This is a genomic window from Dyella ginsengisoli LA-4 (assembly GCF_000334915.1).
In the GTDB taxonomy this organism is placed as follows: Bacteria; Pseudomonadota; Gammaproteobacteria; order Xanthomonadales; family Rhodanobacteraceae; genus Dyella_A; species Dyella_A ginsengisoli_A.
Window position 1 is genome coordinate 60,882 of sequence record NZ_AMSF01000055.1, and the last position, 24,778, is coordinate 85,659.

Below are 24,778 nucleotides of genomic sequence, written 5' to 3' on the forward strand. Positions count from 1 at the left end.
GCGCCGCCGGGGGCGGGACGACTCACCGCCGCCCCAGATAGCGGGCACGCTTGGCCGGCTTGAGGTTCGCCAGATCGAGCATGACCAGGCCGTCGACGCAGCCGGAAAAGCCCGGATCCTCGCCGAAATCCAGGAACTGGACGCCCTGCGGCTCCACCAGGTCGACGTACTGCCGGTACAGCACCGGCAGGCTCACGCCCAGCGCGTCGAGGTGATGCTTGAGCTTGCCCAGACCCTCGGCCGGGGCAAGGCCATCGAGGGCTGCGCGGACGGTATCCAGGACCCCATCGGACACCACGAAAGGCTGCCGCGCCGACGCCAGACCCGGCGCGCCGAAATAGTGCCGGTGCGCCGCCGCGATCCACTCCCGCGCCTCGCGTGGCAGATTGACCGACATGCTGACCGGCCCGAACAGGTAGCGCAGATCGCCGTGCCGCTGCAGGTACAGGCCGATGCCCTGCCACAGCTGATCCAGCGCACGCGATTTCCAGTAGGCCGGGGCGATGAAGCTTCGACCCAGCTCCAGGCCCTGCGCGAGACGGGACTCGAGGGCCGGCGAGTAGGTGAACAGGCTGGAGGTGTAGAGGGCGGCCAGTCCGCGCTCGGCGATGATGCGTCCGCCATGGCCGAACCGATAGGAGCCGACGATGCGCTGCGGCTCCGGATCCCAGAGCACCAGGTGCTCGTAGTAGGCGTCATAGGCGTCGAGATCGCAGCGGGCGCCGGTGCCCTCGCCGACCTTGCGGAAAGTGAGTTCGCGCAACCGACCGATCTCGCGCATCACCACGCTGTCGGCCTCGCCCTGGAAGAGCAGCAGTTGCTTGCCGTCCGCTAGGTCAGTGAGCTTGTCCGCACGCGACGCCAGCGCCTCGGCGACCTGGTCGGCAGGCTCCGGCAAGGCCAGCGGCGCCTGCCCACCGAAGAGCAGTCCGCGCCGACGAGCCACCCGGTAGACGTGCCGGCGCATGAGCTTCGCTGCCTGGACCGGATCGCCGCCGCTGCGCTGATCCAGCTCGTCGGCGCCCACCAGTGCACCGACGGTGAAGCCGATGCGGTGACCTGCCGGCGACACCGCCTCGCGCGGGAGCATCGCCGTCGACAACGGCTTGGCCAGCATCGAGACGCCGTAGAACATCGCGGAATTGCGCGCAGCAACGTGCACCGGCAGCACCGGCGCCCGGCTGCGGAGGGCCAGCCGGGCGAAGCCATCCGACCAGCGGCCATCCCTGAGACCGTCCGCACGCAGACGGGACACCTCACCGGCCGGGAAGACGATCAGCGCCTCGCCGTTGTCCAGTGCGCGATAGATGTCGCGGAGCTTCGAAGCCGCCCCCTTGCCGAACACGTCCACCGGCAACAGCAACGGACGCAACGGCTCGACCAGGGTGAGCCAGTCGTTGCCCAGGATCTTCACGTCGGGGCGCACCGAGCCGACCAGGTCCAGCAGGGCCAGCGCATCCACGATCCCCAGCGGATGGTTGGCAGCCACCACCAGAGGGCCATCCACCGGAATGTTTTCGCGGCCGTCCGGGTTGACCCGGTAGCTGGCGCCCAGAACCCCGAGGGCACGGCTGACGAAAGGCAGTCCCTCGACGCCGCCAGAGGCGATCAGGGCACGATTGAAGCCGGCCTCGTCTGCCAGCCGTCCCAGCATGCCCGCAACAGGACGGCGCAGGCGGGGATGCTGGGCGAGCCAGGGCAAGCGTTCGGTAAGGCTCTTGTCGATGCTGAGCATGACCATCTCCTTGGACTGCCTACATGCTGGCGTCCAATTATGACAGCCGCTCGAAACCCGCAAATGTCTGCGGCGGCCCGCCGCAGACTGGAACGGTTCAGACAGTCAGGTGCAGGTAGGCCGCCACGCCGCCCAGGAACATCTGCACCGACAGGGCGATCAGCAGCATGCCCATCACGCGCTCCAGCGCGGTCAGCACGCTCTCGCCCAGCCAGCGGAACAGGTAGGTGGAGCTGAGCAGGATCGCCGAGGTCGCAAGCCAGGCCAGCACCAGCGCGGTCGCCCAGTCGGCAGTGCGGCCCGGCTGGGTGTTGGTCAGCAGCAGCAGCGCGGCCATCGCCGATGGCCCGGCCACGCCAGGGATCGCCATCGGCACGATGAACGGCTCGGCCTGCCCAGGCTTGCCGAAGATGCCGCCGCCATCGGCCGGCGGGAACACCATCCGGATGCCGATCAGGAACAACACGATGCCGCCGGCGATGCTGATCGATTCCTGCCTGAGCTGCAGCGCCTTGAGGATCAGCTGGCCGCCGACCAGGAAGCCCAGCAGCACACCCAGCGCGATCAGCAGCTCGCGCACCATCACGATGCGGCGTCGGCGCGGCGGCACATCCTTGAGCAGGCTCAGGAAGAACGGGATGTTGCCCAGCGGATCCATGATCAGGAACAGCAGGATTCCCGCCGACAACGTGGTCATCTGCGTTTCCATCGAATCAACCTCGGTAATGCGTGGTGCCCGGCGCCTCGGCCGGACATGAATCAATGCCTGCGAAGATCGAGCACGGCACCGCGCGCGGCAACGCCGCCGGGGCCAAGCAGATGGACGATGGCCGCTGCGGTGGCGTCCGGCGGCGGCTGCTTGAGCGTGTCCTCGCCGAAGTACGCCTCGCGGCGCAGCGCCGTACGCATCGGCGCCGGCAGCACCGCCTGCACCCGGAACCCACCCCGATCGTGCTCTTCGTGAAGAATCGCCGCCAAGCGCTCCAGCGCCGCCTTGGATGCGCCATAGGCGCCCCAGTGAGCGCGCGACACCAGTTCCGGATCGTCCAGCACGAACACCACCGCGCTGTCATCCGCCCGCTTGAGCAGCGGCAGGCAGGCCTGGGTGATCGCGAACGGCGCAGACACGTTGACGTGCATCGCGCGAAGGAAGTGGTCGGGCTTGTGCATCGCCAGCGGCGTCAACCCGGTGAAGCTGACCGCGGCATGCACGATGCCATCGAGTCGCCCGAGATCACGCTCCACCGCATCGGCAAGCGCTTCGTAATCGACCGGAGTCGCGACCTCCAGATCGACCGGATGGATCACCGGCTCCGGCAGCCCGGCCCGCACCATCTCGTCATAGAGCTGTTCGAGCTGGCGCTTGCGACGACCGGCGAGAATCACCGTGGCACCTGCGCGCGCAGCGGCCTTGGCGACCGCCGAACCGAGACCACCATAGGCTCCGGTCACCAGCACGACCTTTCCGGCGAGCAACCCTGCCGGCGCTTCGTCGACCGGCAGTCGGACCAGCGGCAGGGCCATCAGTGCACGACTCCGGCCACGTCGTGGGCCATGCGCTCAAGTTCGCCGGCCACATGCAGATCCTCGATGATGTCGCAGCCACCGATCAGCTCGCCCTGGATGTAGAGCTGCGGGAAGGTCGGCCAGTTGGCGTAATGCGGCAGCGCGGCACGCACCTCCGGATCGGCCAGCACGTTGACGGGATGAAACCTGGCCCCGGCGGCCTGCAGCGCCTGCACCGCGCGACTTGAAAATCCACACATGGGGAACTGCGGCGTGCCCTTCATGAAGAGCACCATGGGGTGCTCGGCGAGCACCGCCTTGATTCGTTCGTTAACGTCCATAGCTCTGGATTTCATCACTACAATGCAGGCAAGCCGCTAGTGTATCAGCCGCTTCCCCGGCCACGCTCGGGGGCGGCTACTCCCTTTTCCCCTTTTCCAGCCAACGTCAAGGAGCCATCGCCATGGCGATCGAACTACCCGCCCTGCCCTACGAAAAGAACGCCCTCGAGCCGCATATCTCGGCCGAGACGCTGGAGTACCACTACGGCAAGCATCACCAGGCCTACGTCACCAACCTCAACAACCTGATCAAGGGCACCGAGTTCGAAGGCGCAGCACTCGAGGACATCGTCAAAAAGTCCTCCGGCGGCACCTTCAACAACGCCGCCCAGGTGTGGAACCACACCTTCTACTGGAACTCGATGAAGCCCAATGGCGGCGGCGAGCCGACCGGCAAGCTGGCCGACGCGATCGCCAAGGCGTTCGGCTCGTTCGAGAAGTTCAAGGAGGAATTCTCCAAGTCCGCGGCCGGCAACTTCGGCTCGGGCTGGACCTGGCTGGTGCAGCGCCCGGACGGTTCGCTCGGCATCGTCAACACCTCCAACGCCGCCACGCCGATCACCGGCAGCGACAAGCCGCTGTTCACCATGGACGTGTGGGAGCATGCCTACTACGTCGACTACCGCAACGCCCGCCCGAAGTACATCGAGGCGTTCTGGAACCTGGTGAACTGGGACTTCGCGGCCAAGAACCTGGCCTGATCCCGATCCAGCGTTCGACCAAGAAAAGCGGAGCCGGCGACGGCTCCGCTTTTTTCATGCCTGACGTGCGCCAGGCCCGCCAGCCTCAGTCGCCGAACGCCCTGCGCACGCCGGCCACGGGGGACTCCCAGCCGATCACCCGGGCCAGCGCCTCGGACCGCTCGAGCAAGGTTGCGGCATCCGGCGCGCACAGCGTGGCGTGGCCCACCTTGCGGCCCGGGCGTGCCTGCTTGCCGTAGTCGTGCCAGTGGCCGTCGATGGTGCGCAGCACCGACGCCGGGTCGGGCAGCTCGCCGATCCAGTTGAACATCAGCGAGGCACCGCGGGCGCCCGTATCGCCCAGCGGCAACCCGAGCACGGCCCGCACATGGTTCTCGAACTGGCTGGCGTGCGCTCCCTCGATCGTCCAATGCCCCGAGTTGTGCACCCGTGGCGCCATCTCGTTACCCAGCAGATCGCCGTCCTTCACGAACAACTCCAGCGCGAACACGCCGACATAGTCCAACCGCTCGGCCAGCTTTCGCGCCAATGCGGTGGCACGCGGCTGCAGCGCCTCGATGTCCGGCGCCGGCGCAAGGCTGAGGCTGAGTACGCCGTCGGTATGCCAGTTGCGCGTCAGCGGCCAGGTACGGAATTCGCCATTGCGACCACGCACGGCAATCACCGACAACTCGCGCTCGAACGGGACGAAGGCCTCGAGAATCAGGCCATGGATTGCCGCCTGGGCGCCAAGCGCCTCCCAGGCGGCATCGGCATCGGCGTCCGAGCGCAGGCGGAATTGGCCCTTGCCGTCGTAGCCCAGACGCCGTGTCTTGAGAATCGCCGGGGCGCCGGTGACGGCAAGCGCGCGATCCAGGTCATCGCGGGTATCCACGGCAACGAACTCGGGTGTGGCCAGACCGCACTCGCGGAAAAGGGTCTTCTCGGTCAGTCGATCCTGCGCCACCGCCAGCGCCCCCGGATTCGGGTAAACCGCCACCCGCCCGGCCAGCCACTCGGCGGTACTCGCCGGCACGTTCTCGAAATCGAAGGTCACCGCGTCGACCCGGCTGGCGAAGTCCGCCAGCGCCTCGCGGTCGGACCAGTCGGCCGCGATCAGCGGCGCCACCTGGCCGGCGCAGGCCTCGGCGGAGGTGTCGACCACCAGCGTCTTGATGCCCAGTGGAGCAGCGGCGAGCGTAAGCATCCGCGCCAACTGGCCACCCCCAAGGATGCCGAGCACCGGCTGTCGACGGTCGCTCATGCGCGTGGATCCGGGTGGTTCAGCACCTGGCGGGTCTGGTTGTCGCGGAACGCCTCGAGCGCCCGGGCCAGCTCGGGATCATGGAGCGCCAGCACGGCCGCCGCCAGCAGCGCGGCATTCACCGCACCGGCCCGACCGATCGCCAGGGTCCCGACCGGGATGCCCGCCGGCATCTGCGCGATCGACAGCAGGGAGTCCATCCCGTTGAGTGCCTTGGACTGCACCGGCACGCCGAACACCGGAAGCCGGGTCTTGGCCGCCAGCATGCCCGGCAGGTGGGCGGCGCCGCCGGCACCGGCGATGATCACCTGGATCCCGCGCCCCATCGCCTCGTCGGCATAGCGGAACAGCAGATCCGGAGTGCGGTGGGCAGAAACCACCTGGACCTCGTGGGGCACGCCCAACTGGGTCAGGTAGTCGGCGGCGTGCTGCATGGTTTCCCAGTCGGACCGGGATCCCATGACCACGCCCACCCGCGGCGGCACGGCGGTAATCGTCATGGCTGGGCCATCCAAAAACCGCTATTGTAAAAGCTTTCCCGCTGCCCTACATCCCGCCCCATGGACAAGCGCCTGCTCGACATCCTGTGCTGCCCGGTCAGCAAGACTCCCGTCAGACCGGCCACCCGGAACGAGCTGGACAGCATCAATCGCACGGTCGCCGCCGGGGAGCTGGTGACGGTCGCGGGAGCGCCGGTCAAGGCAAAAGTGGCCGAGGCCCTGATCACTGTCGATCGCAAGGTGCTGTATCGGGTCGATGACGGGATCCCGGTCATGCTGCCCGAGGAGGGCATCGGCACCCTGCAGATCGCCGATTTCCCTCACGCGTAATCGGAAAACTGCGGGCTGACACATGGTTTGGGGCTGCTTTTCGGCTTATCGTGAGATGGCTTGCGCCCATGGCGGGCGCGACTGTCCAGGCGGCCAACGCCCCAGGGGGCGGCGATGAAAGACGCGATCGAACCGAGCAGGATCGTCAACCTGAACCAGCACCCCAACGCGCCGGAGCGCGGTGGTGATCTGCTGCATGCGGTACGGGACACGTCCAGTCGTCGGCTGCAGCAACTTCTCGGCAACATGTTCGAGCACGTCGACGATGCGCTGTTTGACCTCGCCGAGAAGGCTGAGAACAACGCCGCCCAGATGCACTATTTCGACGGCATGCGGGAAGTGCGCAAGCGTCGCCCGGCGGTGGAGCGCAGCTACCTCGCCCAGTTCAGCCGGGAGCTGACCGACTTCGCCGCGCAGCGCCGCAAGGCTCCGGTCGAGGCCGAAACGATCGGTGCGGTAGAGCTCACCCTGGTGGCCGAGAACGAGCTGGAGGAATCGCTCGCCATCACCAGCATGATCAGCAAGAACGAGTCCCGCCTGGCGCGCGACCTGTTCGCGGTGAACCAGCGGCTGGCCGTCATCTGCGGCGGCATTCAGGTCTCCGAGGCCAACAGCCCGGTAGGACCGGCCGTGTTGACCCAGGCGTTCCGTCAGGCGATGCGCGAGTTGCAGGCGGACATGCGCGTCAAGCTGATCATCTACAAGCTGTTCGACCGTTACGTCCTGTCCGGCATGGAAGAGCTCTACGGCGAACTGAACGACCTCCTGGCCAAGGCCGGGGTGCTCCCCAACCTCAGGCACGAGCATGCACGCAGCACTGCCGCCCGCACGACCAGCGCGCCCCGGGCGCAAGCGGCCGGCGAGGATAACGCAGGGTCTGCGGGCACGGTCACCGACGAGGCCGGCAACATCCTCACCACCCTCCAGGCCCTGTTTACGGCGCGTCGTGGTCATGCCGCCGGCTCGTCGTCCGTCACACTGGGCCCGCAGTCGATTCCCACGGCCAACGAGCTGCTCGGCGCACTGAGCGTGCTGCAGGGCCAGATCGTCAGCCACGGCCTGCCCGCCGTCGGCGAAAGTGGCGTCGGCGACGTTTCCGCCGAGGTCGCTCACCTGAAGGATCATCTGCTCAACCAGATCGGGGCCCTGCGAGGCGAACGACCCAGTCACGTGTCCTCCATCGACGAGGACACCATCGACCTGGTGGGCATGCTGTTCGAGTTCATCCTCGAGGACCGGAATCTGCCACCGCAGATGCAGGTGCTGCTTGCGCGCCTGCAGATCCCCTACCTCAAGGCCGCGATCCTCGACCGCAAGCTGTTCGCGCACCGCCAGCATCCCGCGCGCCGTCTGCTCGACGGCCTCGCCGAAGCGGCCAAGGGCTGGTCGGAGGAGTCCGACAAGGACCGCCGCCTTTACGACAAGATCAAGTCCGTCGCCGAGCAACTGCTGAACGAGTTCGACGACGACATGGGCATCTTCGACCGCCTGCTCGGCGAGCTGCAGGAGTTTCAGGATCTTGCGCGCAAGCGCGCTGAGCTGGCCGAACAGCGGGTGGCCGAGTCGACCCGCGGTCGCGAGAAGCTGGAGCAGGCGCGCCGGCGTGCCGCCCGGGAAATCCTCGATCGCATCGATGGCAAGCCATTGCCCCCCCTCATGCACGGTGTACTCGCACGCGCGTGGGCGAACTATCTGGTACTGATCCTGCTGCGGCAGGGCGACGACTCGCCCGAGTTCGCCGAGGCACTGCGCTTCGTCAACGAGCTGGTGGCGAGCACCCGGCTGCCGAAGGATGCCAACGGACGCGACACGCTGCGGCAGATGTTGCCCAACATCGAACGGGCGCTGCGCAAGGGACTGACCAACGTTGCCTTCCAGGAACACGACGTCGAGCGCCTGCTCGATCAGTTGCACTCCCACTACGCCGGGCAGCTGGGCGAATCTTCCGAAACGGCCCCCCGGGAGGTCGTGGCACCGGCGATACCGGAAAGCATCCAGTCGCTGGTGGAGAATGTCCCGGATACGGCACCGCTGGCGCCGGAGGATACCGCTGAGCAGCTGGAGATCCTGCCACCGGAGGTGCGTGCGCAGCTCGAGCAGGTACAGGCGATGAAGCCCGGAACCTGGCTGCAGTTCGAGCCTGCGGAAGGCGCGCCGGAGCGGGCAAAGCTGTCGTGGATCAGCCCGATGAGCGGCCGCTACCTGTTCGTGAACCGCCGCGGACTGAAGGTTGGCGACTACTCACCACAGGAGCTCGCCGCGATCATGGCCGAGGGCCGGGCCAGCGTCCTGGCGTCCAACGCCCTGTTCGACCGGGCGATGGATGCCATCGTCGGCAAGCTCAGCCAGCCAGCCCCAGCCACGGCGACGGAGCAGGAATGACCCAGGCGGGCCGCTTCTCCGCCCCCTCGCGGGAGCAGATCCTTTCCGATATCGAACGGGCATTTTCCGAGGACGTCGGCGGTGGCGACGCCACCGCCGAGCTGCTCCCGGCGGAGTCCACGGCCCGCGCCACGTTGACCTGCCGGGAGTCGGCCGTGCTCGCCGGAAGGCCCTGGTTCGATGCCTGCTTCCGGGCGCACGACCCTCGCGTCTCGATCGAGTGGTTCTTCGACGACGGTGACGCCGTGCCCGCCGACGCCAGGCTCTGCGAGGTCTCAGGTCGTGCGCGGGCGCTGGTGACGGCAGAGCGCTCCGCCCTCAATTTCCTGCAGTTGCTCTCGGGCACCGCGACGACCACGGCCGCCTATGCGGCCGCGCTGGCCGGCACCGGCACCCGCCTGCTCGACACGCGCAAGACCGTGCCGGGCCTGCGGCTGGCGCAGAAATACGCCGTACGCTGCGGGGGCGGCGTCAACCATCGCATCGGCCTCTACGATGGCGTGTTGATCAAGGAAAACCACATCATTGCCGCAGGCGGCATAGCCGCCGCCGTCGCCGCTGCAAGGCGGCTGCATCCCGGCCTTCCGCTGGAGGTCGAGGCAGAGAACCTCGAAGAACTCGACCAGGCGCTGTCGGCCGGCGTCGACCGCGTGATGCTGGACAACTTCGACCTGGCCTCCATGCGCCGGGCAGTCAATCTCGCTGGCGGTCGGATTCCGCTGGAAGTTTCGGGCAACGTGGAGCTCGCCACGATTCGGGAGATAGCCGCCACCGGGGTGGACTTCATTTCGGTCGGCGCCCTGACCAAGCATGTGCGCGCCATCGACCTCTCGCTGAGACTGCATCTGGACTGAGGCACCACCCCACCTTGCGAACCGGGTCGAGCGCACACACACTTCGGCCATGGGGAATTTGCACGATCTCGCGCTGCTGTTGATCCTCGGTGCCGTGGTGGCCGCATGGATGGAGCTTGCCCGCGCCCGCGAGCTGGCCGTGGCGGCTGCACGGCGGCATTGCGAGCTGCAGGGCCTGCAGCTGCTGGACGAGACGGTCGGGCTGCGTTCGCTTCGACTGCGTACGATCAGCGGCAGCCGTGGACTTGAACACGGCTATGCGTTCGAAGTCAGCATCGACGGCGACGACCGCGAGCCAGGCCGGATCTGGATGCAGGGCCGCCGCGTCACCGGACTGAGCCTGCCGACCGTCCACTGGCTGGCCGGAGTTCCCGGCAACGACAATGGGCTTCCGGGCATACCCCCTGCGGCACCACCACTGGACACCACGGCGCAGCCGCGCACGAACAACGTCGTTCCGCTCCGGCGACGCATGCCGCGCGACGACTGAGCCGCCGAAGCCGGCGAGCTATTTCACGATACGCAGGTGACCGCCACGCCGGGGCTTGTCGTCGTCCGGCGCAGGCTCGGGTGCGCCTGCCGGCTCCCCGCCATCCGGCGGCGAGGGCGGTGGTTCGGCGTCCGAATCCTCGGCGGGAAACATCATTCCCTGGCCGTTTTCCTGTGCGTAGAGCGCGAGCACCGAAGATACGGGGACAAGAATGGAATGGCTCACCCCGGAGAAGCGCGCCTGGAAGCTGATCCATTCGTTGCCCAGGTCGAGGTTGGCCACCGCACGCATCGCGAGGTTGAGCACGACCTGACCGTTCTTGATCACGTGCGGCGGGACGCGAACACCCTCCCGGGTCGCATCGACCAGCACGTAGGGCGTGAGATTGTTGTCGGTGATCCAGTCGTAGATCGCCCGCAGCAGATAGGGGCGATTCGAGCTCATCGCAGGTGTGTCGGACTGTCCCATCAGGGTCGCATCGCCTTTTCTTCCGCGGTGAGGCTTCGGGCATAGCCCTGGCTGTTGAACAGACGTTCGCCGTAATCGACGATCGGGCGGCCCTCCTTGCCGAGATCGACGCCAAGCCAGGGCAATCGCCACACGACCGGCGCAACCAGGCAGTCGGCCAGGCTCATTTCCGGATTGACGAAGAACCGGGCGGCCTTGAACAGCGGCAGCGAGGCCAGCAGCTGCTCTCGCAGACGCTTTCGGGCGGCATCGGCAGGACGCCCGCCGGCGCGAATCGTGTCGACCTCCGGCAGCCAGTCGCGCTCGATCCGTACGGCGGCGAGACGCAGGCGTGCGCGTGAAAGCGGATCGATCGGCATCAGCGGGGGATGCGGATAGCGCTCGTCGAGGTATTCGCAGATCACCGAGGTGTCGTAGAGAACGAGGTCGCGGTCGACCAGGGTCGGCGTGCTGGCATAGGGGTTCAGGTCGACCAGATCCTCGGGCGGCTGGCCCGGTTCCACCATCACCCGCTCGTAGCTGACGCCCTTCGCGGCGAGCAGCAGGCGGACACGATGACACTGGATGTCATCCGCCGTGGTGTAAAGAGTGAGCACCGTACGCGAGCGGGCGCTTTGAACCATGCGCGATCTCCCCAGCTGACAACGGAATGCGGCGGCCCGAAGGCCGCCGCATGCGTGCCCTCCAACCTTGCGGTCAGTGGACGTCCTTCCAGTATTCCTTCTTGAGCATGTAGGCCAGGAGAGTGAAGCCCGCCAGGAACAGCAGCACCCAGATTCCGTAGTGCTTGCGCTGCAGCGCCGCCGGTTCGGACACGTACTCGAGGAAGTTGGTCAGGTCGCGGGTCGCCTGCTGATACTGCTCCGGGGTCATGGTGCCGGGCTTGGACAGCTCCAGCTTCTCGACCTCTTCGCTGCCGTCCTTCCTCACCGCGGTCTGAATGCCCTGCAGCTCCCAGAGCGGATTTGGCATCGAAGCGTTCGGGAACACCGTGTTGTTCCAGCCGACCGGGCGGCTTGGATCGAGGTAGAACGAATTGAGATAGGCATTGACCCAGTCGGCGGTCTTGGCCCGCACCTCGAGCGACAGGTCCGGCGGAGCCTTGCCGAACCACTTCGCCGCATCTTCCGGCGGCATGTGCGACTCGATCGTCTGCCCGTAGTTGACGCCGGTGAAGTTGAGGTTCTGCATGACCTCCTGCTCGGTCAGGCCCAGGTCCTCGCCGATCCGCGAGTAACGCATGAACTTGATCGAGTGGCAGCCCACGCAGTAGTTGAAAAACAGCTTGGCGCCGCGCTGCAGCGACGCCTGGTCGCTGATGTTGTTGCCGGCCTTGGGCAGCTCGGGACCTTCGGCGGCAAGCACCGAGGTGCTGCCGACCAGCAGGCCGAAGGCCAGCGCGATGGAGGAGAAATAGCGCTTAGTCATGCATCGTCACCCGTTCCGGAACCGGCTTGGTCTTCTCCCAGCCCAGGCGCGTATAGAACCCGAGGAAGACGAAGAAACCGAAGTACAACAAGGTCATCGCGCGCCCGAACAGGTTCTCCCAGAACGTCACGTCGACGTCGCCGAACCATGCGGGAATCACCTCGGCCGTCACACCGGCACCCACGGCGCCGAGCATGATGAAGGACAGCACGAACAGCCCCAGCGCCACCTTGAAACCGGTGCCGCGGTAGCGGATCGACTTGACCTGGCCGACGTCGATCCACGGCAGCGCGAACAGCAGCGCGATCGCGCCGAACATCCCCAGCACGCCCCACACGGCAGTGCCGAAGAACGACGGGATCATGCGCAGGATCGCGTAGAACGGGGTGAAGTACCACACCGGCTTGATGTGCGACGGCGTCACCAGGTTGTTGGCCGGGATGAAGTTGTCGTGCTCGAGGAACCAGCCGCCGAAGGTCGGCGCGAAGAAGATGATGAAGGCGGCGATCATCAGGAAGAAGCCCGCACCGAACAGGTCCTTCACCGTGTAGTACGGATGGAAGGGAATGCCATCGGCGGGCTTGAGCGCATCCCAGCGGTTGCCCTTCGGCCCCTTCTTGATCTCCACGCCGTCCGGATTGTTCGATCCCACCTCGTGCAGCGCGGCGATATGCAGCACCACCAGCAGCAGCAGCACCAGCGGCAGCGCGATCACATGCAGCGCGAAGAAGCGGTTGAGCGTGGCGTCGGCCGGGATGTAGTCGCCCATGATCCACTGCACCAGCGAGTCGCCGATGTAGGGGATGGTGCCGAACAGCGAGATGATCACCTTGGCGCCCCAGAACGACATGTTGCCCCACGGCAGCACGTAGCCCATGAAGGCCTCGGCCATCAGCGCCAGGAAGATCAGCATGCCGAGGATCCACACCAGTTCGCGCGGCTTCTTGAACGAGCCGTACATCAGGCCGCGGAACATGTGCAGGAACACCACCACGAAGAACAGCGAGGCACCGGTGGAGTGCATGTAGCGGATCAGCCAGCCCCACTCCACGTCGCGCATGATGTACTCGACCGAGGCGAACGCTTCCGCCGCGCTGGTCTTGTAGTTCATGGTGAGGAAGATGCCGGTGACGATCTGGTTGACCAGCACCAGAATCGCCAGCGAGCCGAAGTAATACCAGAGGTTGAAGTTCTTCGGCGCGTAGTACTCGGTCATGTGCTTGCGGTAAGCAGGCATCATGTTCGGCGCGCGCTCGTTGACCCAATCGCCGATGCGGGTGAAGACGTTAGCCATCAGCCGGCCTCCTTCGGATCCACGCCAATCTGGATGGTGGTGTCGTTCACGAAGTGATACGGCGGCACCTGCAGGTTCTTCGGCGCGGGAACGCCGCTGAACACGCGACCGGCCATGTCATAGCGCGACTTGTGGCAGGGGCAGTAGAAACCGCCTTCCCAGTTCGGGTCGAACGGCTCGGGCTTGATCTCCGGGAAGAAGTCCGGCACGCAGCCCAGGTGGGTGCAGATGCCGATCACCACCAGCCACTCCGGCTTGATCGAGCGCGTCTCGTTCTGTGCGTACTTGGGCTGCTGCGCGGCCGAAGTGCCGTCCGACTTGGGATCGACCAGTCGGGAGTCCACCTTCGGCAGCGCCGCCAGCTGGGCGGGCGTGCGGTTGACCACGAACACCGGCAGGCTGCGCCAGGGGAAGGTCACCTTCTGGCCGAGCTCGATCTTGCTGATGTCCACGGTCACGGGGGCACCGGCGGCCTTGGCGCGTGCGCTGGGCTCCCAGGTCTTGATGAAAGGCACGGCTGCTACCACGACTCCCGCACCACCAACCACCGCAGTGGTTGCGGTGAGGAAGCGGCGGCGACCATGGTCGACGACTTCGTTCGCCATCAGGCTCTCCGGAACTTGCATTGCCATTGAGACACGAGCGAAGGGCTTCGGCAGGCGCGTGCGAAACGATCCGCCGGGGTCCGGACGGAGTGGGCCGACCACTTTAAGAAGCGATCATCCTCCCCCGAGAACCGCCGTCGGACCGACCGGGAGCTCCAGTCGGGCCGCTTCGCCAGCACCGGTCAAAATCCGGCACCCGCAAAAATCGCGTTAGTGTAGCGTCAGCCCCCCGCCCGTACAATCGAACTGCCGGCTTTGTGCAAGCAGCCGGGCCGCCCTTGACCTCGCACCCCACGCACCATTTTACGAAAGCCGACCCCATGAAACACGCCGCCGGCCTGCTCGCCTTTGTCGCCCGATTCGTGGTTCTGGGGCTGGCGCTGGCTTTCGTGGTGGGCCTGCTGTGGCCGGGCACCGGTGAGCGGCTTCGCCAACGCTTCGGGCTGGATGCCGGCCGGGCGGCCCAGGTCGCGGCACCCGCGCCCGGCGCAGCCGCCGCGCCGACGCTGTCCTATGCCGACGCCGTGGCGCGCGCAGCTCCATCGGTGGTGAACATCTACGCGAACAAGACGGTGACCGAGCAGGCGCTGCGGATGTACACCGACCCGTGGATGCAGCAGGTGTTCGGCGGCGTCCCGGTGGGCTCGGTCAAACGCAAGGAACAGAGCCTGGGCTCGGGCGTGATCGTCAGTGCCGACGGCTACGTGCTGACCAACAACCACGTGATCGCCAACGCGGACGACATCCAGGTGCTGCTCTACGACGGCCGCGTGGCCAAGGCGACTCTGGTCGGCGCCGATCCGGAAACCGACCTGGCGGTGCTGAAGATCGATGCAGGCAACCTCCCGGTCGCGCACATCCTGCCGCACACCACCCTGCGCCCCGGAGATGTGGTGCTGGCGATCGGCAATCCGTTCGGCCTCAACCAGACGGTGACCATGGGCATCGTCAGCGCGATCGGACGCCAGCTGAGCAGTTCCAGCCCCGAGGACTTCATCCAGACCGACGCCGCGATCAACCTGGGCAACTCGGGTGGAGCGCTGGTCGATGCGCACGGCAACCTGGTCGGCATCAACACGCTGCTGATCGGCAAGGCGGCCAACGCCGAAGGCATCGGCTTCGCGATCCCGGTGGACAGCGCCAAGAAGGTGCTGGACCAGATCATCGACACCGGTCACGTCGTGCGCGGCTGGCTCGGGGCGGATTACACCTTCGTCCCCGTGGCCGCCAACGGCGGGCTGCCGGCAGCGGCCCGCGGCGTGATGGTGGCCGATGTCTATCCGGGCGGACCGGCGGCCCTGGCCGGCGTCCAGCCACGCGACATCCTGCTGGAGATCGGCGGCCAGGACATCACCGACCCGTCCAACCTGCGCAAGCGCGAGGCGGCGCTGAAGCCCGGCAGCAAGGTCGAGGTGTCCGGGCTGCGCAACGGCGTACCGTTCCATGTCGAACTGACCATCGCACAACGCCCGGCACAACTGGACGACGGCTCACTGGACGGCTGAGCCGCCCGCGGCACCGCTGGAAGCCAGCGGACGATGCAACGCCTTGCCGTAGCGCTGGCGCAGTTCCTCGACGCGGGCCACGTAGACCCGCGTCTCGGCGTACGGCGGAACCCCTTTGTAGCGCTCCACGGCGCCAGGGCCGGCATTGTAGGCCGCCGCCGCGAGGCGCTCGTCGCCCTTGAAGGTCTGCAGCAGCTGGCCCAGGTAGCGCGCACCGCCGCGGATGTTCTGCTCGGCATTGAACGCATCCAGCACACCCATGTCGCTGGCGGTCGCAGGCATCAGCTGCATCAGGCCCTGGGCCCCCTTGATCGAGAGTGCATGCGGATTGAACGCGCTTTCGGCATGGATGATCGCCCGCAGGAACGCCTCGTCCACGCCGAAGTCGACGCTGGCCCGGCGGGTCACGCTGGCGTAGTCCTGGAGGTTGAGCCGCACCGAATTCCAGTGGATCGGCGAATGCAGGTCGCAGGCCATGCAGGTGGCGATGTAGGTGAACAGCATCGTCACCGCCCGGCCCTTGCCGCCGACCGGCGGGATGTTGGTGTACTCAACGCTGCCGTCGGCACGCTTCACGCGATAGACGGCGCCGCGCAGCACGCGATCGCCCGGCCCCGCCGACGCAACAGTAGTGGCGGCCGAACGGGACTCGCGATAGGCCCAGCCCCCCGGCTTGCCGCCCGGGGCCGCCGGCTGCGGCGCATCGGCAAGCGCCCGGCCAGTGGTGTGCACCGACGTTTGCACGTCGGCAAAGGCTCCACGCATCGGTAGTCGCCCTGAGAGCACGCGCGCCGAGGTATCGACCGAAGCGGCAACACCCTCGAACGATGCGCGTGCCACCGCCGGGGCCCGGCGCGGCACGCGGCGCGACGGTGCCGCGTAGGATCCGATCCGGCGACAGCCCCGGTACCCCGCCGGCTTGCTGGTGAACACGGCTTCGCCACTGGCCCCGGTGCAGCGGTACATCGCCTCGGCATGTGCGCGCATCGGCACCAGCGCTCCCAGCAGCAGGATGCAGAGCAACCCGACCCGGCGAGGGATCGGCGAATGCGGGAAGCAGCGGCGGGTCCGACCGGCGCTTCCCCACTGGCGCAAGGCGACAATCATGGCCGGCAGTGTGCAGCGATCGCCCGGCAGCGCCAAGTCCACGACGCCGGTGGCGTGCGGTGCTTCGCATCCGGCCCCACCGGGCGAGCGGCCTGGCCGGCCCGACCCGGGCGCAAGTGCTTGATCCGGCAGTGGCCGCCATGCGTTGGCGCGGGTAAACTGCGCGGTCCAGCGGACGCCCGCCGCCCCACTCCGAACCACGGTACATCGCCCCATGAGCGGCAAGCTTTTCATCAAGACCCACGGCTGCCAGATGAACGAGTACGACTCGGCCAAGATGGCCGACGTGCTGAAGGCATCGCACGGCCTGGAGCTGACCGACAACGAGGCCGAGGCCGACGTCATCCTGGTCAACACCTGCTCGATCCGCGAGAAGGCGCAGGAGAAGGTGTTCAGCCAGCTCGGCCGCTGGAAGGAGCACAAGGCCGACGGCAAGCCGGTGCTGATCGGCGTCGCCGGCTGCGTGGCGAGCCAGGAGGGCGAGGCGATCGTCAAGCGCGCACCGTTCGTCGACCTGGTGTTCGGCCCGCAGACGCTGCACCGCCTGCCCGAGCTGATCGAGTCGCGCCGCGCCACCGGCAAGCCGCAGGTGGACATCTCCTTCCCCGAGATCGAGAAGTTCGACCACCTGCCGGAGCCGCGCGCCGAGGGCCCGACCGCCTTCGTCTCGATCATGGAAGGCTGCTCGAAGTACTGCTCCTACTGCGTGGTGCCCTACACCCGCGGCGAGGAGATCAGCCGCCCGTTCGACGACGTGATCGTCGAAGTCGCCCAGCTCGCCGAACAGGGCGTGCGCGAGGTCAACCTGCTGGGCCAGAACGTCAACGCCTACCGCGGCGCCACCCACGACGGCGGCACCGCGGATCTGGCCGTGCTGATCCATGCGATCGCGCAGATCGAGGGCATCGGCCGCATCCGCTTCACCACCTCGCATCCGCTGGAGTTCTCCGACTCGCTGATCGAGGCCTACGCCAGCGTGCCGAAGCTGGCCAACTTCCTGCACCTGCCGGTGCAGGCTGGATCGGACCGCATCCTCGCCGCGATGAAGCGCGGCTACACCGCGCTGGAGTTCAAGCAGAAGATCCGCAAGCTGCGCGCGGTGCGTCCGGACATCTGCATCAGCTCGGACTTCATCGTCGGCTTCCCCGGCGAGACCGACGAGGACTTCGAGAAGACCATGAAGCTGATCGACGACGTCGGCTTCGACCAGAGCTTCAGCTTCATCTTCTCCTCGCGCCCCGGCACCCCGGCGGCGAACCTGCCCGACCCGACCCCCGCCGCCGTCAAGCACGAACGGCTGACCCGGCTGCAAGCGGCGATCAACGCCAACGCCAGGGCGATCAACGAGGCGATGGTCGGCACCGTGCAGCGCGTGCTGGTGGAAAAGCCCAGCCGCAAGAACGCCAGCGAACTCAGCGGCCGCACCGAAAACATGCGCTACGTGAACTTCCCCGGCCCGGCGCGGCTGATCGGCCAGTTCGTCGACGTGCAGATCACCGAGGCGATGAGCAACTCGCTGCGCGGCCGCCTGCACAGCCACGAAACGGCTGCCGCAGTGTAGGAGCCCGCTCCCGGGCGATGCTTTTCGCTTTGAATGTGCATCAGGAGCAGGAGCATCGCCCGCAAGCGGGCTCCTACAAAAAGCCGCCGGATCAATCCAGCCGCTGGGCGGAACTACAGCTTCGCGGCGACCTCCATCGTCAAAGCTGCCACGACTAGACCGCGATCTTCTGTAGGAGCCCGCTCGCGGGCGATGCTTTTCGCTTTGAATGTGCATCAGGAGCATCGCCCGCGAGCGGGCTCCTGCGGCAGCGGCCGGATCAATCCAGCCGCTTGCGGAAGCGCAGGATCGCCGCGGTCATCATCACCGCGGTGAACACCACCAGCGCCAGCGCATCGCCCCACAGGTCGAACAGGCCCGCGTTGCGCAGCATGATGCCGCGGATCAGCCGCAGGAAATGGGTCAGCGGCAGCAGCTCGGCGATCCACCGCGCGACCGTCGGCATGCCCGAGAACGGAAACATGAAGCCGGACAGCAGGATCGACGGCAGGAAGACGAAGAAGGTCATCTGCATCGCCTGGAACTGCGACCGGGCGCCCGAGGAGATCAACAGCCCCAGCGTCAGGTTGCTGGCGATCAGCAGCAGCGCGGCAAGGTAGACGTCAAGCAGGCTGCCGCGGATCGGCACGTCGAACAGCCAACGCCCCAGCGCCAGGATCACCGTGGTCTGCACCAGGCCGATCAGCACGTACGGCACTACCTTGCCCAGCATCAGCTCGCTGCTGGTCAGCGGCATGGCGATCAGCAGCTCCATGTTGCCGCGCTCCCGCTCGCGCACGATGGCGATGGCGGTGAACAGCACCATGGTCATGGTCAGGATCACGCCGATCAGCCCGGGCACGATGTTGATCGCCGAACGCCGCTCCGGGTTGTAGAACGAGGTCACCACGATGCGCGGCACCGGCGGCGTGCTGGTGTACGGCGCACGGGCATCCGGCAGCCGGCTGTCCACCGGCGTCTGGGCCAGTTGCGCGGCCGCGCCGGCCACGGTGGCATCGCTGCCGTCGACCAGCACCTGCGCCACCGGGCGTCCATCCTGCCTGCGCGCCTCGAAGTCCGGCGGAATCACCACGCCCACGTTGATGCGGCCGCGACGGATCAGGTCGACCACCTCCTCCGGGGTGTGCGCCGTGGCCACCGGGCGGATGACGTCGGTGGCCAGCATGTCCATCACCAGCGCACGCGAGCCGCTGGTCTGCGCCTGGTCGGCGATCGCCGCGTCCAGCCCGCGCAGGTTGAGGTTGATCGCGTAGCCGAACAGCACCAGCTGCACGATCGGCATCACCAGGATCATCGCCAGCGTGATGCGGTCGCGCCGCATCTGGCGGACTTCCTTCTGCATGATGGCCCACAGGCGTCGGAGGTTCACGCGGCACGCTCCCGTTCGGCCGACCGCGTGGCGGCGACGAACACATCCTCCAGGCTGGGAGACGTCGATCGCAGCCGCACCGACAACCCGGCCTCGCGCAGCCGGTGTTCCACCCTGCCACCGAATCCGTCGCCCTGCCCCTCGTCCGCGAGCAGGCGCAACGCATGGCCGACCTGGGCGATGCCGAGCACGCCGGGCGCACCGACCAGCGCATGCTGCGCACGCCGCGGACTGTCCGATTCGACCAGCCAGGTGCGCCCTTCCAGCGCGCCGGTGAGTGCATCCGGCGTCCCGTCCGCCACCAGCCGCCCGCGGTCGAGGATCGCCAGCCGATGGCAGCGCTCGGCCTCGTCCATGAGGTGGGTGGATACCAGCAACGTGGTGCCGGCGTCGGTGAGCTCGAACAGCGCCTCCCAGAAGTCGCGGCGGGACTCGGGATCCACCGCGCTGGTCGGTTCATCGAGGAACAGCAGTTCGGGCTCGTGCATCACGGCGCAGGCCAGCGCAAGGCGCTGCTTCTGTCCGCCACTCATGGTGCCGGCCAGCTGGTCGCGGCGATCGGCCAGGTGATAGCGCTCCAGCAGTTCGCCGATGCGCGCGCGCTTGCGATCCCGTGGCACGCCGAGGATTTCGGCGATGAATTCGAGGTTCTCGCCCACGGTGAGGTCGGTGAACAGCGAGAAGCTCTGCGTCATGTAGCCGATCCGGCGGCGCAGGTCCTCCGCCTGCTGCGGCACGCGCAGGCCGAGCACTTCGATGTCGCCGCCGGTCGGCGTGAGCAGGCCGCAGAGCATGCGGATGGTGGTGGACTTGCCCGAGCCGTTCGGTCCGAGGAAGCCGTACACGCGCCCGCGCGGCACGTCCAGGTCGACATGGTCGACCGCGAGCAACTGGCCGAACCGCTTGGTCAGGCCGCGCACATGGATGGCCGGGGCATCGCTCACGGCGCGGCCGGCGTCACGTGGACCGGCAGGCCAGCCGGAAGATCGGAGGGGCGGTCCAGCGCGACCTCCGCCAGATAGCTGAGCCGTGTGGCATCGTCGCCGCTCAGCGCGTAGTACGGCGTGAACACCGGTTCCGAACGCAGCAGGCGCACATGTCCTGCCAAGGCCTGGTCGCGCCCCTGCACGCGTATCTGCACGGCGCTGCCGACCTTCAATGCACTGCGCATCGCTACCGGCACGTAGATCCGCGCATACGGGCGATCGCCGACCAGCTCGATCGCCAGCGGCGCGCCGACCGGAGCCTGGTCGCCGAGCCGGTAAGGCACGTCATCGATGCGGCCATCGCGTGGCGCCACCACGTGCAGCTTGCCGAGGGTGACGCGCAGCGCATCCACCTGCGCCTGGGCGGCATCGACCGCGGCACGGGCCTGTGCCAGCTGTTCGCTGCGCGTGCCGTGCAGCAACTGGTCGAGCGCAGCGCGGGCGGCGTCGGCCTGGCCTCGGGTGTCCTGTGCATTGGCGCGGGCGCGGTCCAGGTCGGAGGCGGCCACGGCGTCGCGGTCCTGCCGGGCAACCGCCTGCAGACGCTCGAGGTAGCTGTTTGCGTCGTGCGCCTGCGCTTCGGCCGCCGCCAGCGTGGCGCGGGCGCGGGCGATGTCCTCCCGGCGGGGGCCGGCCACCCCCTCGGCGAGCGCCTGCCGCTGGCGGTGCAGCTCGGCCAGCGCGGCATCCAGGTTGGCCTGGGTGTGGGCCGGATCGAGGTCCAGCAGCGGCTGCCCCGCCCTCACCGCCTCGCCAGCGCGCACATGCATGGCGACGATGCGCTCGGCAGCCGGTGCCGGCAGGGTGATGCGGTCGTACTCCAGCGTGCCAGGGGCCTCTTCGGTGGAACGCTGGCAACCGGCCAGCATGCAGGCGAGAAGGCCAAGGGCGAACAGTCGGCCGGTCATCGGGATCTCTCCGGAGTGGGCATAGCGAGGCCGTGAGCGAGCAGCGCGAGGGTGTGGGAAACCAGGGCCGGCATGTCCAGTCCCGGCATGCCGAAGGCCTTCTGCCAGATCGGCGCACCGGCCGCGGGGAACAGGGTCAAGCCGACCAGCGAGACCACCAGCAGGCGCGGGTCGATGCCCGGCGCAAGCTGGCCGGCCCCATGCGCCGCGGTGAACCGCTGCGCCAGCACCTGCGGCAGCGAGGGCATCACTTCCCGGAACACGAACTCGCGCAGCGCACCGCCCTCGCACAGCACCTCGCGCACCCAAAGCGCAGGCAGCCACGGCAGCTTCGCGACGATGCCGGACACGCCCTGGGCGAATGCCTGCGCCAGTTCCAGCGGCGTCTCGCCGGCCGAACCCAGGGTCTCCACCAGTGGGCGGACGTTCGGGAGCAGGCGTTCCTCGACGAGTGCGCGCACCAGCGCGTCCTTGTTGCCGAAGTAGTAGTGCAGCATCGCCGGGGTCACGCCGGCGGCCTGCGCGATATTGCGCAGCGAAGCCGCGGCGATGCCGGTGCTGGCGAACTGCGCGGCGGCCACATCGAGCAGGCGGCCACGCAGGTCGCCGTCGTCGCCGGCAGGGCGGCCGACGCGGCGTCGCCGTGTCTTGCTGGTGGCCTGGACTGGCATGCGGATAAATTAATTCATCAATTAATTTAAATGCAAGTGCGACCGCGCCCACCTCAGGCCGACACCCCGCCAGGCGGCGGAACTACCCGCTTCCGCGTTATGCTGGCCGGTCTATGAGCCCCCTGAACCAACGCGACTTCACCCTCGATCCGATCGACAACGCCCGCCTGGCCAACCTGTGCGGTCCGTTCGACGAGCACCTGCGCCAGGTCGAGCTGCGCCTCGGCGTGGAGATCAACCACCGCGGCGGCATCTTCCAGGTGATCGGCGACGACCCCGCCACCGGTGCAGCGGAAAAGGTGCTGCGCGCCCTGTACGACGCCACCGAAACCGAATCGCTGACCGGTCCGGTGATCCACCTGCATCTGGCCGAATCGGGCATCGACGCGATGGCGGCCGAAGCCGCCGAGTCGGCGCAGGAGGTGGTGATCAAGGTCAAGCGCGGCATGATCAAGGGGCGCGGCCCGAACCAGGCGCGCTACCTGCACGCGATCACCGGCCATGACATCAACTTCGGCGTCGGCCCGGCCGGCACCGGCAAGACCTACCTGGCTGTGGCCAGCGCGGTCGAGGCGCTGGAAGCCAACCGCGTGCAGCGCCTGCTGCTGGTGCGCCCGGCGGTGGAAGCGGGCGAAAAGCTCGGCTTCCTCCCGGGCGACCTCAGCCAGAAGGTCGATCCCTACCTGCGCCCGCTGTACGACGCGCTGTACGAAATGCTCGGCTTCGAGAAGGTGGCCAAGCTGATGGAGCGCAACGTGATCGAGATCGCGCCGCTGGCCTACATGCGCGGGCGCACCCTCAACGACTCCTACGTGATCCTCGACGAGGCGCAGAACACCACCGTCGAGCAGATGAAGATGTTCCTCACCCGCATCGGCTTCGGTTCGGTGGCGGTGATCACCGGCGACGTCAGTCAGGTCGACCTGCCGCGCAACGTGCGCTCCGGCCTGCGCCATGCGATCGAGGTGCTGCGCGGCGTGGACGGCATCAGCTTCACCTTCTTCACCTCGCGCGACGTGGTGCGCCACCCGCTGGTGGCCAAGATCGTGCGCGCGTACGAGTCGTTCGAGGCCGCGGCCGAGGCGGCCAAGGGCAGCGGCGCATGAGCACGAACGCACTCGTGCACGTCGGCTACGCGGTGCCGCGCGCCGGCGCGCCGTCCGCGGCCAGCTTCCGCCGCTGGGTGGAGGCCGCGCTTCGGGGCGCCAGGCGTCGTCGCGCCACCGAGCTGTCGATCCGGCTGGTCGATGCCGACGAGGGCCGCACGCTCAACCGCGACTACCGCGGCAAGGACTACGCCACCAACGTGCTCTCGTTCGAGGCCGACCTGCCGCCCGAACTCAAGCTGCCGCTGATCGGCGACATCGTGATCTGCGCCCCGGTGGTGGCACGCGAAGCGGCCGAACAGGGCAAACTCCCGCGCGACCACTGGGCCCACCTCACCGTGCATGGCGTACTGCATCTGCTCGGCCATGACCACATCGCCGAGGCCGAGGCCGAGGCGATGGAGGCGCTGGAGACGCGCATCCTGGCCAGCCTCGGCATCGCCGATCCGTATCGCCCGCAGGAGCCGGAGCCCGACGGCTCGCGGCGGGAGGGGCTTCGGCCCCGACAACCCACATCGCAAGCCACCGGCGTCGCGGCTGAAGCCGCTCCCACAAAACCATTGCTCAGCACACCTGTGGGAGGGGCTTCAGCCCCGACAACCCATATCGCAAGCCACCGGCGTCGCGGCTGAAGCCGCTCCCGCAAAACCATTGCTCAGCACACCTGTGGGAGGGGCTTCAGCCCCGACCATGACGCGGCCCCGCTGCGCGCTGCCTCCCCACGCTCCCCAATGCGCTGAATCGACAGGTCATTTCGGCTAGACTGGCCCTTCCGCCCGGCTTCGGGCAGAGCTTCCAAGAGTAATGAACGACGACCCTGGCAGTACCGGCGGCCCGGCCCACCGATCGTGGTGGGATCGACTGGGCCACATGTTTTCCGGCGAGCCGCGCAATCGCGAGGAACTGGTCGAGGAGCTGCGTGCAGCCCAGGCCAACGGACTCCTCTCCAAAGACACCCTCACCATGGTCGAGGGTGCGCTGAAGGTCACCGAACTGAGCGTGGACGACGTGATGGTCCCGCGCGCGCAGATCGTGATGATCTCGGCCGACTCCCCGCTCAATGACATCCTCGCCGCGGTGGTCGAATCCGGCCATTCCCGCTTCCCGGTCCACGGCGAGGACAAGGACGAGATCCTCGGCATCCTGCTGGCGAAGGATCTGCTGAAGTACTTCGGCGACGGCGAGCATTTCGACATCCGCGCGATCCTGCGCCCGGCGGTGCTGATTCCCGAGTCGATGCGGCTGAACGTGCTGCTGGCCGAGTTCCGGCTCACCCGCAACCACATGGCGCTGGTGGTCGACGAGTACGGCGGCGTCGCCGGCCTGATCACCATCGAGGACGTGCTCGAGCAGATCGTCGGCGAGATCGACGACGAGCACGACGACGAGGAAGAACCCACCCTGATGCACGCCCAGCCGGGCGGCGACTGGCTGGTCAGCGCACTCACCCCGATCGCCGACTTCAACGAACAGACCGGTTCGACCTACTCCGACGAGGAGTTCGACACCATCGGCGGCATGGTCACCTCGGAGTTCGGCCATCTGCCGGAGGTCGGCGAGGAGATCGCCGTCGGCGACTACCTGTTCCACGTCACCGAGGCGGACGACCGTCGCGTGCAGCAGTTCCGCGTGAGTCCGAAGCCGGCCCAGGACTGAGCCTGCCGCCGCGCCCCGCCGGGCGCGGCGAT

General features: G+C 67.6%; 25 protein-coding genes and 1 pseudogene. 10 read left to right on the forward strand and 16 right to left on the reverse strand.

Annotated elements, in window-relative coordinates; translation table 11 throughout:
- Positions 1-22: 22 nt before the first annotated feature.
- The 4 genes from C693_RS0112690 to grxD form a co-directional block, all read right to left on the reverse strand.
- The gene (locus tag C693_RS0112690) at positions 23-1,735 is read right to left on the reverse strand and encodes a lysophospholipid acyltransferase family protein (RefSeq protein WP_017462656.1); all 1,713 of its coding nucleotides are present in this window, start codon (positions 1,733-1,735) and stop codon (positions 23-25) included.
- A 97-nt stretch (positions 1,736-1,832) separates the two neighbouring features.
- The gene (locus C693_RS0112695) at positions 1,833-2,432 is read right to left on the reverse strand and encodes a YhgN family NAAT transporter (RefSeq protein WP_017462657.1); all 600 of its coding nucleotides are present in this window, start codon (positions 2,430-2,432) and stop codon (positions 1,833-1,835) included.
- Between the two features lie 62 nt (positions 2,433-2,494).
- Positions 2,495-3,259, reverse strand: coding sequence for an SDR family NAD(P)-dependent oxidoreductase (locus C693_RS0112700; RefSeq protein WP_017462658.1), 765 nt, complete (start codon positions 3,257-3,259; stop codon positions 2,495-2,497).
- Positions 3,259-3,582, reverse strand: coding sequence for a Grx4 family monothiol glutaredoxin (gene grxD / locus C693_RS0112705; RefSeq protein WP_017462659.1), 324 nt, complete (start codon positions 3,580-3,582; stop codon positions 3,259-3,261). The genes C693_RS0112700 and grxD overlap by 1 nt, the downstream gene beginning before the upstream one ends.
- A 122-nt stretch (positions 3,583-3,704) precedes the next feature.
- Here grxD and sodB point away from each other — a divergent pair, with 122 nt between their 5' ends.
- Positions 3,705-4,283 (forward strand): superoxide dismutase [Fe], encoded by a 579-nt coding sequence (gene sodB / locus C693_RS0112710; protein WP_017462660.1) that lies wholly within the window; start codon positions 3,705-3,707, stop codon positions 4,281-4,283.
- Between the two features lie 85 nt (positions 4,284-4,368).
- Here sodB and C693_RS0112715 read toward each other — a convergent pair whose 3' ends face one another.
- Both C693_RS0112715 and purE read right to left on the reverse strand, forming a co-directional pair.
- Positions 4,369-5,526 carry a 5-(carboxyamino)imidazole ribonucleotide synthase gene (locus C693_RS0112715; protein WP_017462661.1) on the reverse strand — a complete coding sequence of 386 codons (1,158 nt, stop codon included), beginning with the start codon at positions 5,524-5,526 and terminating at the stop codon, positions 4,369-4,371.
- On the reverse strand, positions 5,523-6,026 hold the full coding sequence (gene purE / locus C693_RS0112720) for a 5-(carboxyamino)imidazole ribonucleotide mutase (RefSeq protein WP_017462662.1): 504 nt from the start codon (positions 6,024-6,026) through the stop codon (positions 5,523-5,525). Before purE ends, C693_RS0112715 begins: the two co-directional genes overlap by 4 nt.
- A 60-nt stretch (positions 6,027-6,086) precedes the next feature.
- Between purE and C693_RS0112725 the strand changes: the two genes are divergently transcribed.
- The 4 genes from C693_RS0112725 to C693_RS0112740 all read left to right on the forward strand — a co-directional run bounded on the left by C693_RS0112725 (position 6,087) and on the right by C693_RS0112740 (position 10,082).
- Positions 6,087-6,356, forward strand: a complete 270-nt coding sequence (locus C693_RS0112725; RefSeq protein ID WP_017462663.1) for a Trm112 family protein — start codon at positions 6,087-6,089, stop codon at positions 6,354-6,356.
- Between the two features lie 114 nt (positions 6,357-6,470).
- Complete coding sequence (locus C693_RS0112730) at positions 6,471-8,738, forward strand: DUF1631 domain-containing protein (protein ID WP_017462664.1); 2,268 nt, start codon at positions 6,471-6,473, stop codon at positions 8,736-8,738.
- Positions 8,735-9,592 carry a carboxylating nicotinate-nucleotide diphosphorylase gene (nadC, locus tag C693_RS0112735; RefSeq protein ID WP_017462665.1) on the forward strand — a complete coding sequence of 286 codons (858 nt, stop codon included), beginning with the start codon at positions 8,735-8,737 and terminating at the stop codon, positions 9,590-9,592. The genes C693_RS0112730 and nadC overlap by 4 nt, the downstream gene beginning before the upstream one ends.
- Before the next feature lie 49 nt (positions 9,593-9,641).
- Complete coding sequence (locus C693_RS0112740) at positions 9,642-10,082, forward strand: DUF3301 domain-containing protein (RefSeq protein WP_017462666.1); 441 nt, start codon at positions 9,642-9,644, stop codon at positions 10,080-10,082.
- Positions 10,083-10,100: 18 nt separating this feature from the next.
- On the opposite strand, the gene C693_RS0112745 is transcribed toward C693_RS0112740, so the two are convergent.
- The 5 genes from C693_RS0112745 to petA all read right to left on the reverse strand — a co-directional run bounded on the left by C693_RS0112745 (position 10,101) and on the right by petA (position 13,877).
- Complete coding sequence (locus C693_RS0112745; RefSeq protein ID WP_085939847.1) at positions 10,101-10,526, reverse strand: ClpXP protease specificity-enhancing factor; 426 nt, start codon at positions 10,524-10,526, stop codon at positions 10,101-10,103.
- Between the two features lie 23 nt (positions 10,527-10,549).
- Positions 10,550-11,173 (reverse strand): glutathione S-transferase N-terminal domain-containing protein, encoded by a 624-nt coding sequence (locus C693_RS0112750; protein ID WP_017462668.1) that lies wholly within the window; start codon positions 11,171-11,173, stop codon positions 10,550-10,552.
- Between the two features lie 73 nt (positions 11,174-11,246).
- Entirely contained in the window at positions 11,247-11,978 is a 732-nt protein-coding gene (locus C693_RS0112755; protein WP_017462669.1) for a cytochrome c1, read from the reverse strand.
- Positions 11,971-13,272 carry a cytochrome b gene (locus tag C693_RS0112760; RefSeq protein ID WP_017462670.1) on the reverse strand — a complete coding sequence of 434 codons (1,302 nt, stop codon included), beginning with the start codon at positions 13,270-13,272 and terminating at the stop codon, positions 11,971-11,973. The genes C693_RS0112755 and C693_RS0112760 overlap by 8 nt, the downstream gene beginning before the upstream one ends.
- Complete coding sequence (gene petA / locus C693_RS0112765) at positions 13,272-13,877, reverse strand: ubiquinol-cytochrome c reductase iron-sulfur subunit (protein WP_017462671.1); 606 nt, start codon at positions 13,875-13,877, stop codon at positions 13,272-13,274. The genes C693_RS0112760 and petA overlap by 1 nt, the downstream gene beginning before the upstream one ends.
- A 320-nt stretch (positions 13,878-14,197) precedes the next feature.
- Between petA and C693_RS0112770 the strand changes: the two genes are divergently transcribed.
- The gene (locus C693_RS0112770) at positions 14,198-15,382 is read left to right on the forward strand and encodes a S1C family serine protease (RefSeq protein ID WP_017462672.1); all 1,185 of its coding nucleotides are present in this window, start codon (positions 14,198-14,200) and stop codon (positions 15,380-15,382) included.
- On the opposite strand, the gene C693_RS0112775 is transcribed toward C693_RS0112770, so the two are convergent.
- The gene (locus tag C693_RS0112775) at positions 15,368-16,531 is read right to left on the reverse strand and encodes a lytic transglycosylase domain-containing protein (protein ID WP_017462673.1); all 1,164 of its coding nucleotides are present in this window, start codon (positions 16,529-16,531) and stop codon (positions 15,368-15,370) included. The two genes, C693_RS0112770 and C693_RS0112775, sit on opposite strands and share 15 nt — an antisense overlap.
- Before the next feature lie 172 nt (positions 16,532-16,703).
- Here C693_RS0112775 and miaB point away from each other — a divergent pair, with 172 nt between their 5' ends.
- Positions 16,704-18,050 (forward strand): tRNA (N6-isopentenyl adenosine(37)-C2)-methylthiotransferase MiaB, encoded by a 1,347-nt coding sequence (miaB, locus tag C693_RS21765; RefSeq protein ID WP_017462674.1) that lies wholly within the window; start codon positions 16,704-16,706, stop codon positions 18,048-18,050.
- A gap of 259 nt (positions 18,051-18,309) precedes the next feature.
- Here the strand turns inward: miaB and C693_RS0112785 are convergent, their stop codons facing one another.
- From C693_RS0112785 to C693_RS0112800, 4 genes are read right to left on the reverse strand one after another with little or no spacing between them, the layout of a single operon-like run.
- A complete protein-coding gene (locus C693_RS0112785; protein WP_017462675.1) occupies positions 18,310-19,419 on the reverse strand; it encodes an ABC transporter permease in 1,110 nt (369 codons plus the stop codon).
- Positions 19,416-20,345, reverse strand: a complete 930-nt coding sequence (locus C693_RS0112790) for an ABC transporter ATP-binding protein (protein WP_026107396.1) — start codon at positions 20,343-20,345, stop codon at positions 19,416-19,418. Before C693_RS0112790 ends, C693_RS0112785 begins: the two co-directional genes overlap by 4 nt.
- A gap of 14 nt (positions 20,346-20,359) precedes the next feature.
- Positions 20,360-21,313 (reverse strand): HlyD family secretion protein, encoded by a 954-nt coding sequence (locus C693_RS0112795; RefSeq protein WP_017462677.1) that lies wholly within the window; start codon positions 21,311-21,313, stop codon positions 20,360-20,362.
- Complete coding sequence (locus tag C693_RS0112800; RefSeq protein WP_017462678.1) at positions 21,310-21,984, reverse strand: TetR/AcrR family transcriptional regulator; 675 nt, start codon at positions 21,982-21,984, stop codon at positions 21,310-21,312. The genes C693_RS0112795 and C693_RS0112800 overlap by 4 nt, the downstream gene beginning before the upstream one ends.
- Positions 21,985-22,097: 113 nt before the next feature.
- Between C693_RS0112800 and C693_RS0112805 the strand changes: the two genes are divergently transcribed.
- The 3 genes and pseudogenes from C693_RS0112805 to C693_RS0112815 all read left to right on the forward strand — a co-directional run bounded on the left by C693_RS0112805 (position 22,098) and on the right by C693_RS0112815 (position 24,746).
- Positions 22,098-23,090 (forward strand): PhoH family protein, encoded by a 993-nt coding sequence (locus C693_RS0112805; protein WP_017462679.1) that lies wholly within the window; start codon positions 22,098-22,100, stop codon positions 23,088-23,090.
- A pseudogene (gene ybeY, locus C693_RS21770) lies at positions 23,087-23,542 on the forward strand (rRNA maturation RNase YbeY); the annotation flags it as partial. The gene C693_RS0112805 and the pseudogene ybeY, both read left to right, overlap by 4 nt.
- A 352-nt stretch (positions 23,543-23,894) precedes the next feature.
- Entirely contained in the window at positions 23,895-24,746 is an 852-nt protein-coding gene (locus C693_RS0112815; protein WP_026107397.1) for an HlyC/CorC family transporter, read from the forward strand.
- Positions 24,747-24,778 lie beyond the last annotated feature (32 nt).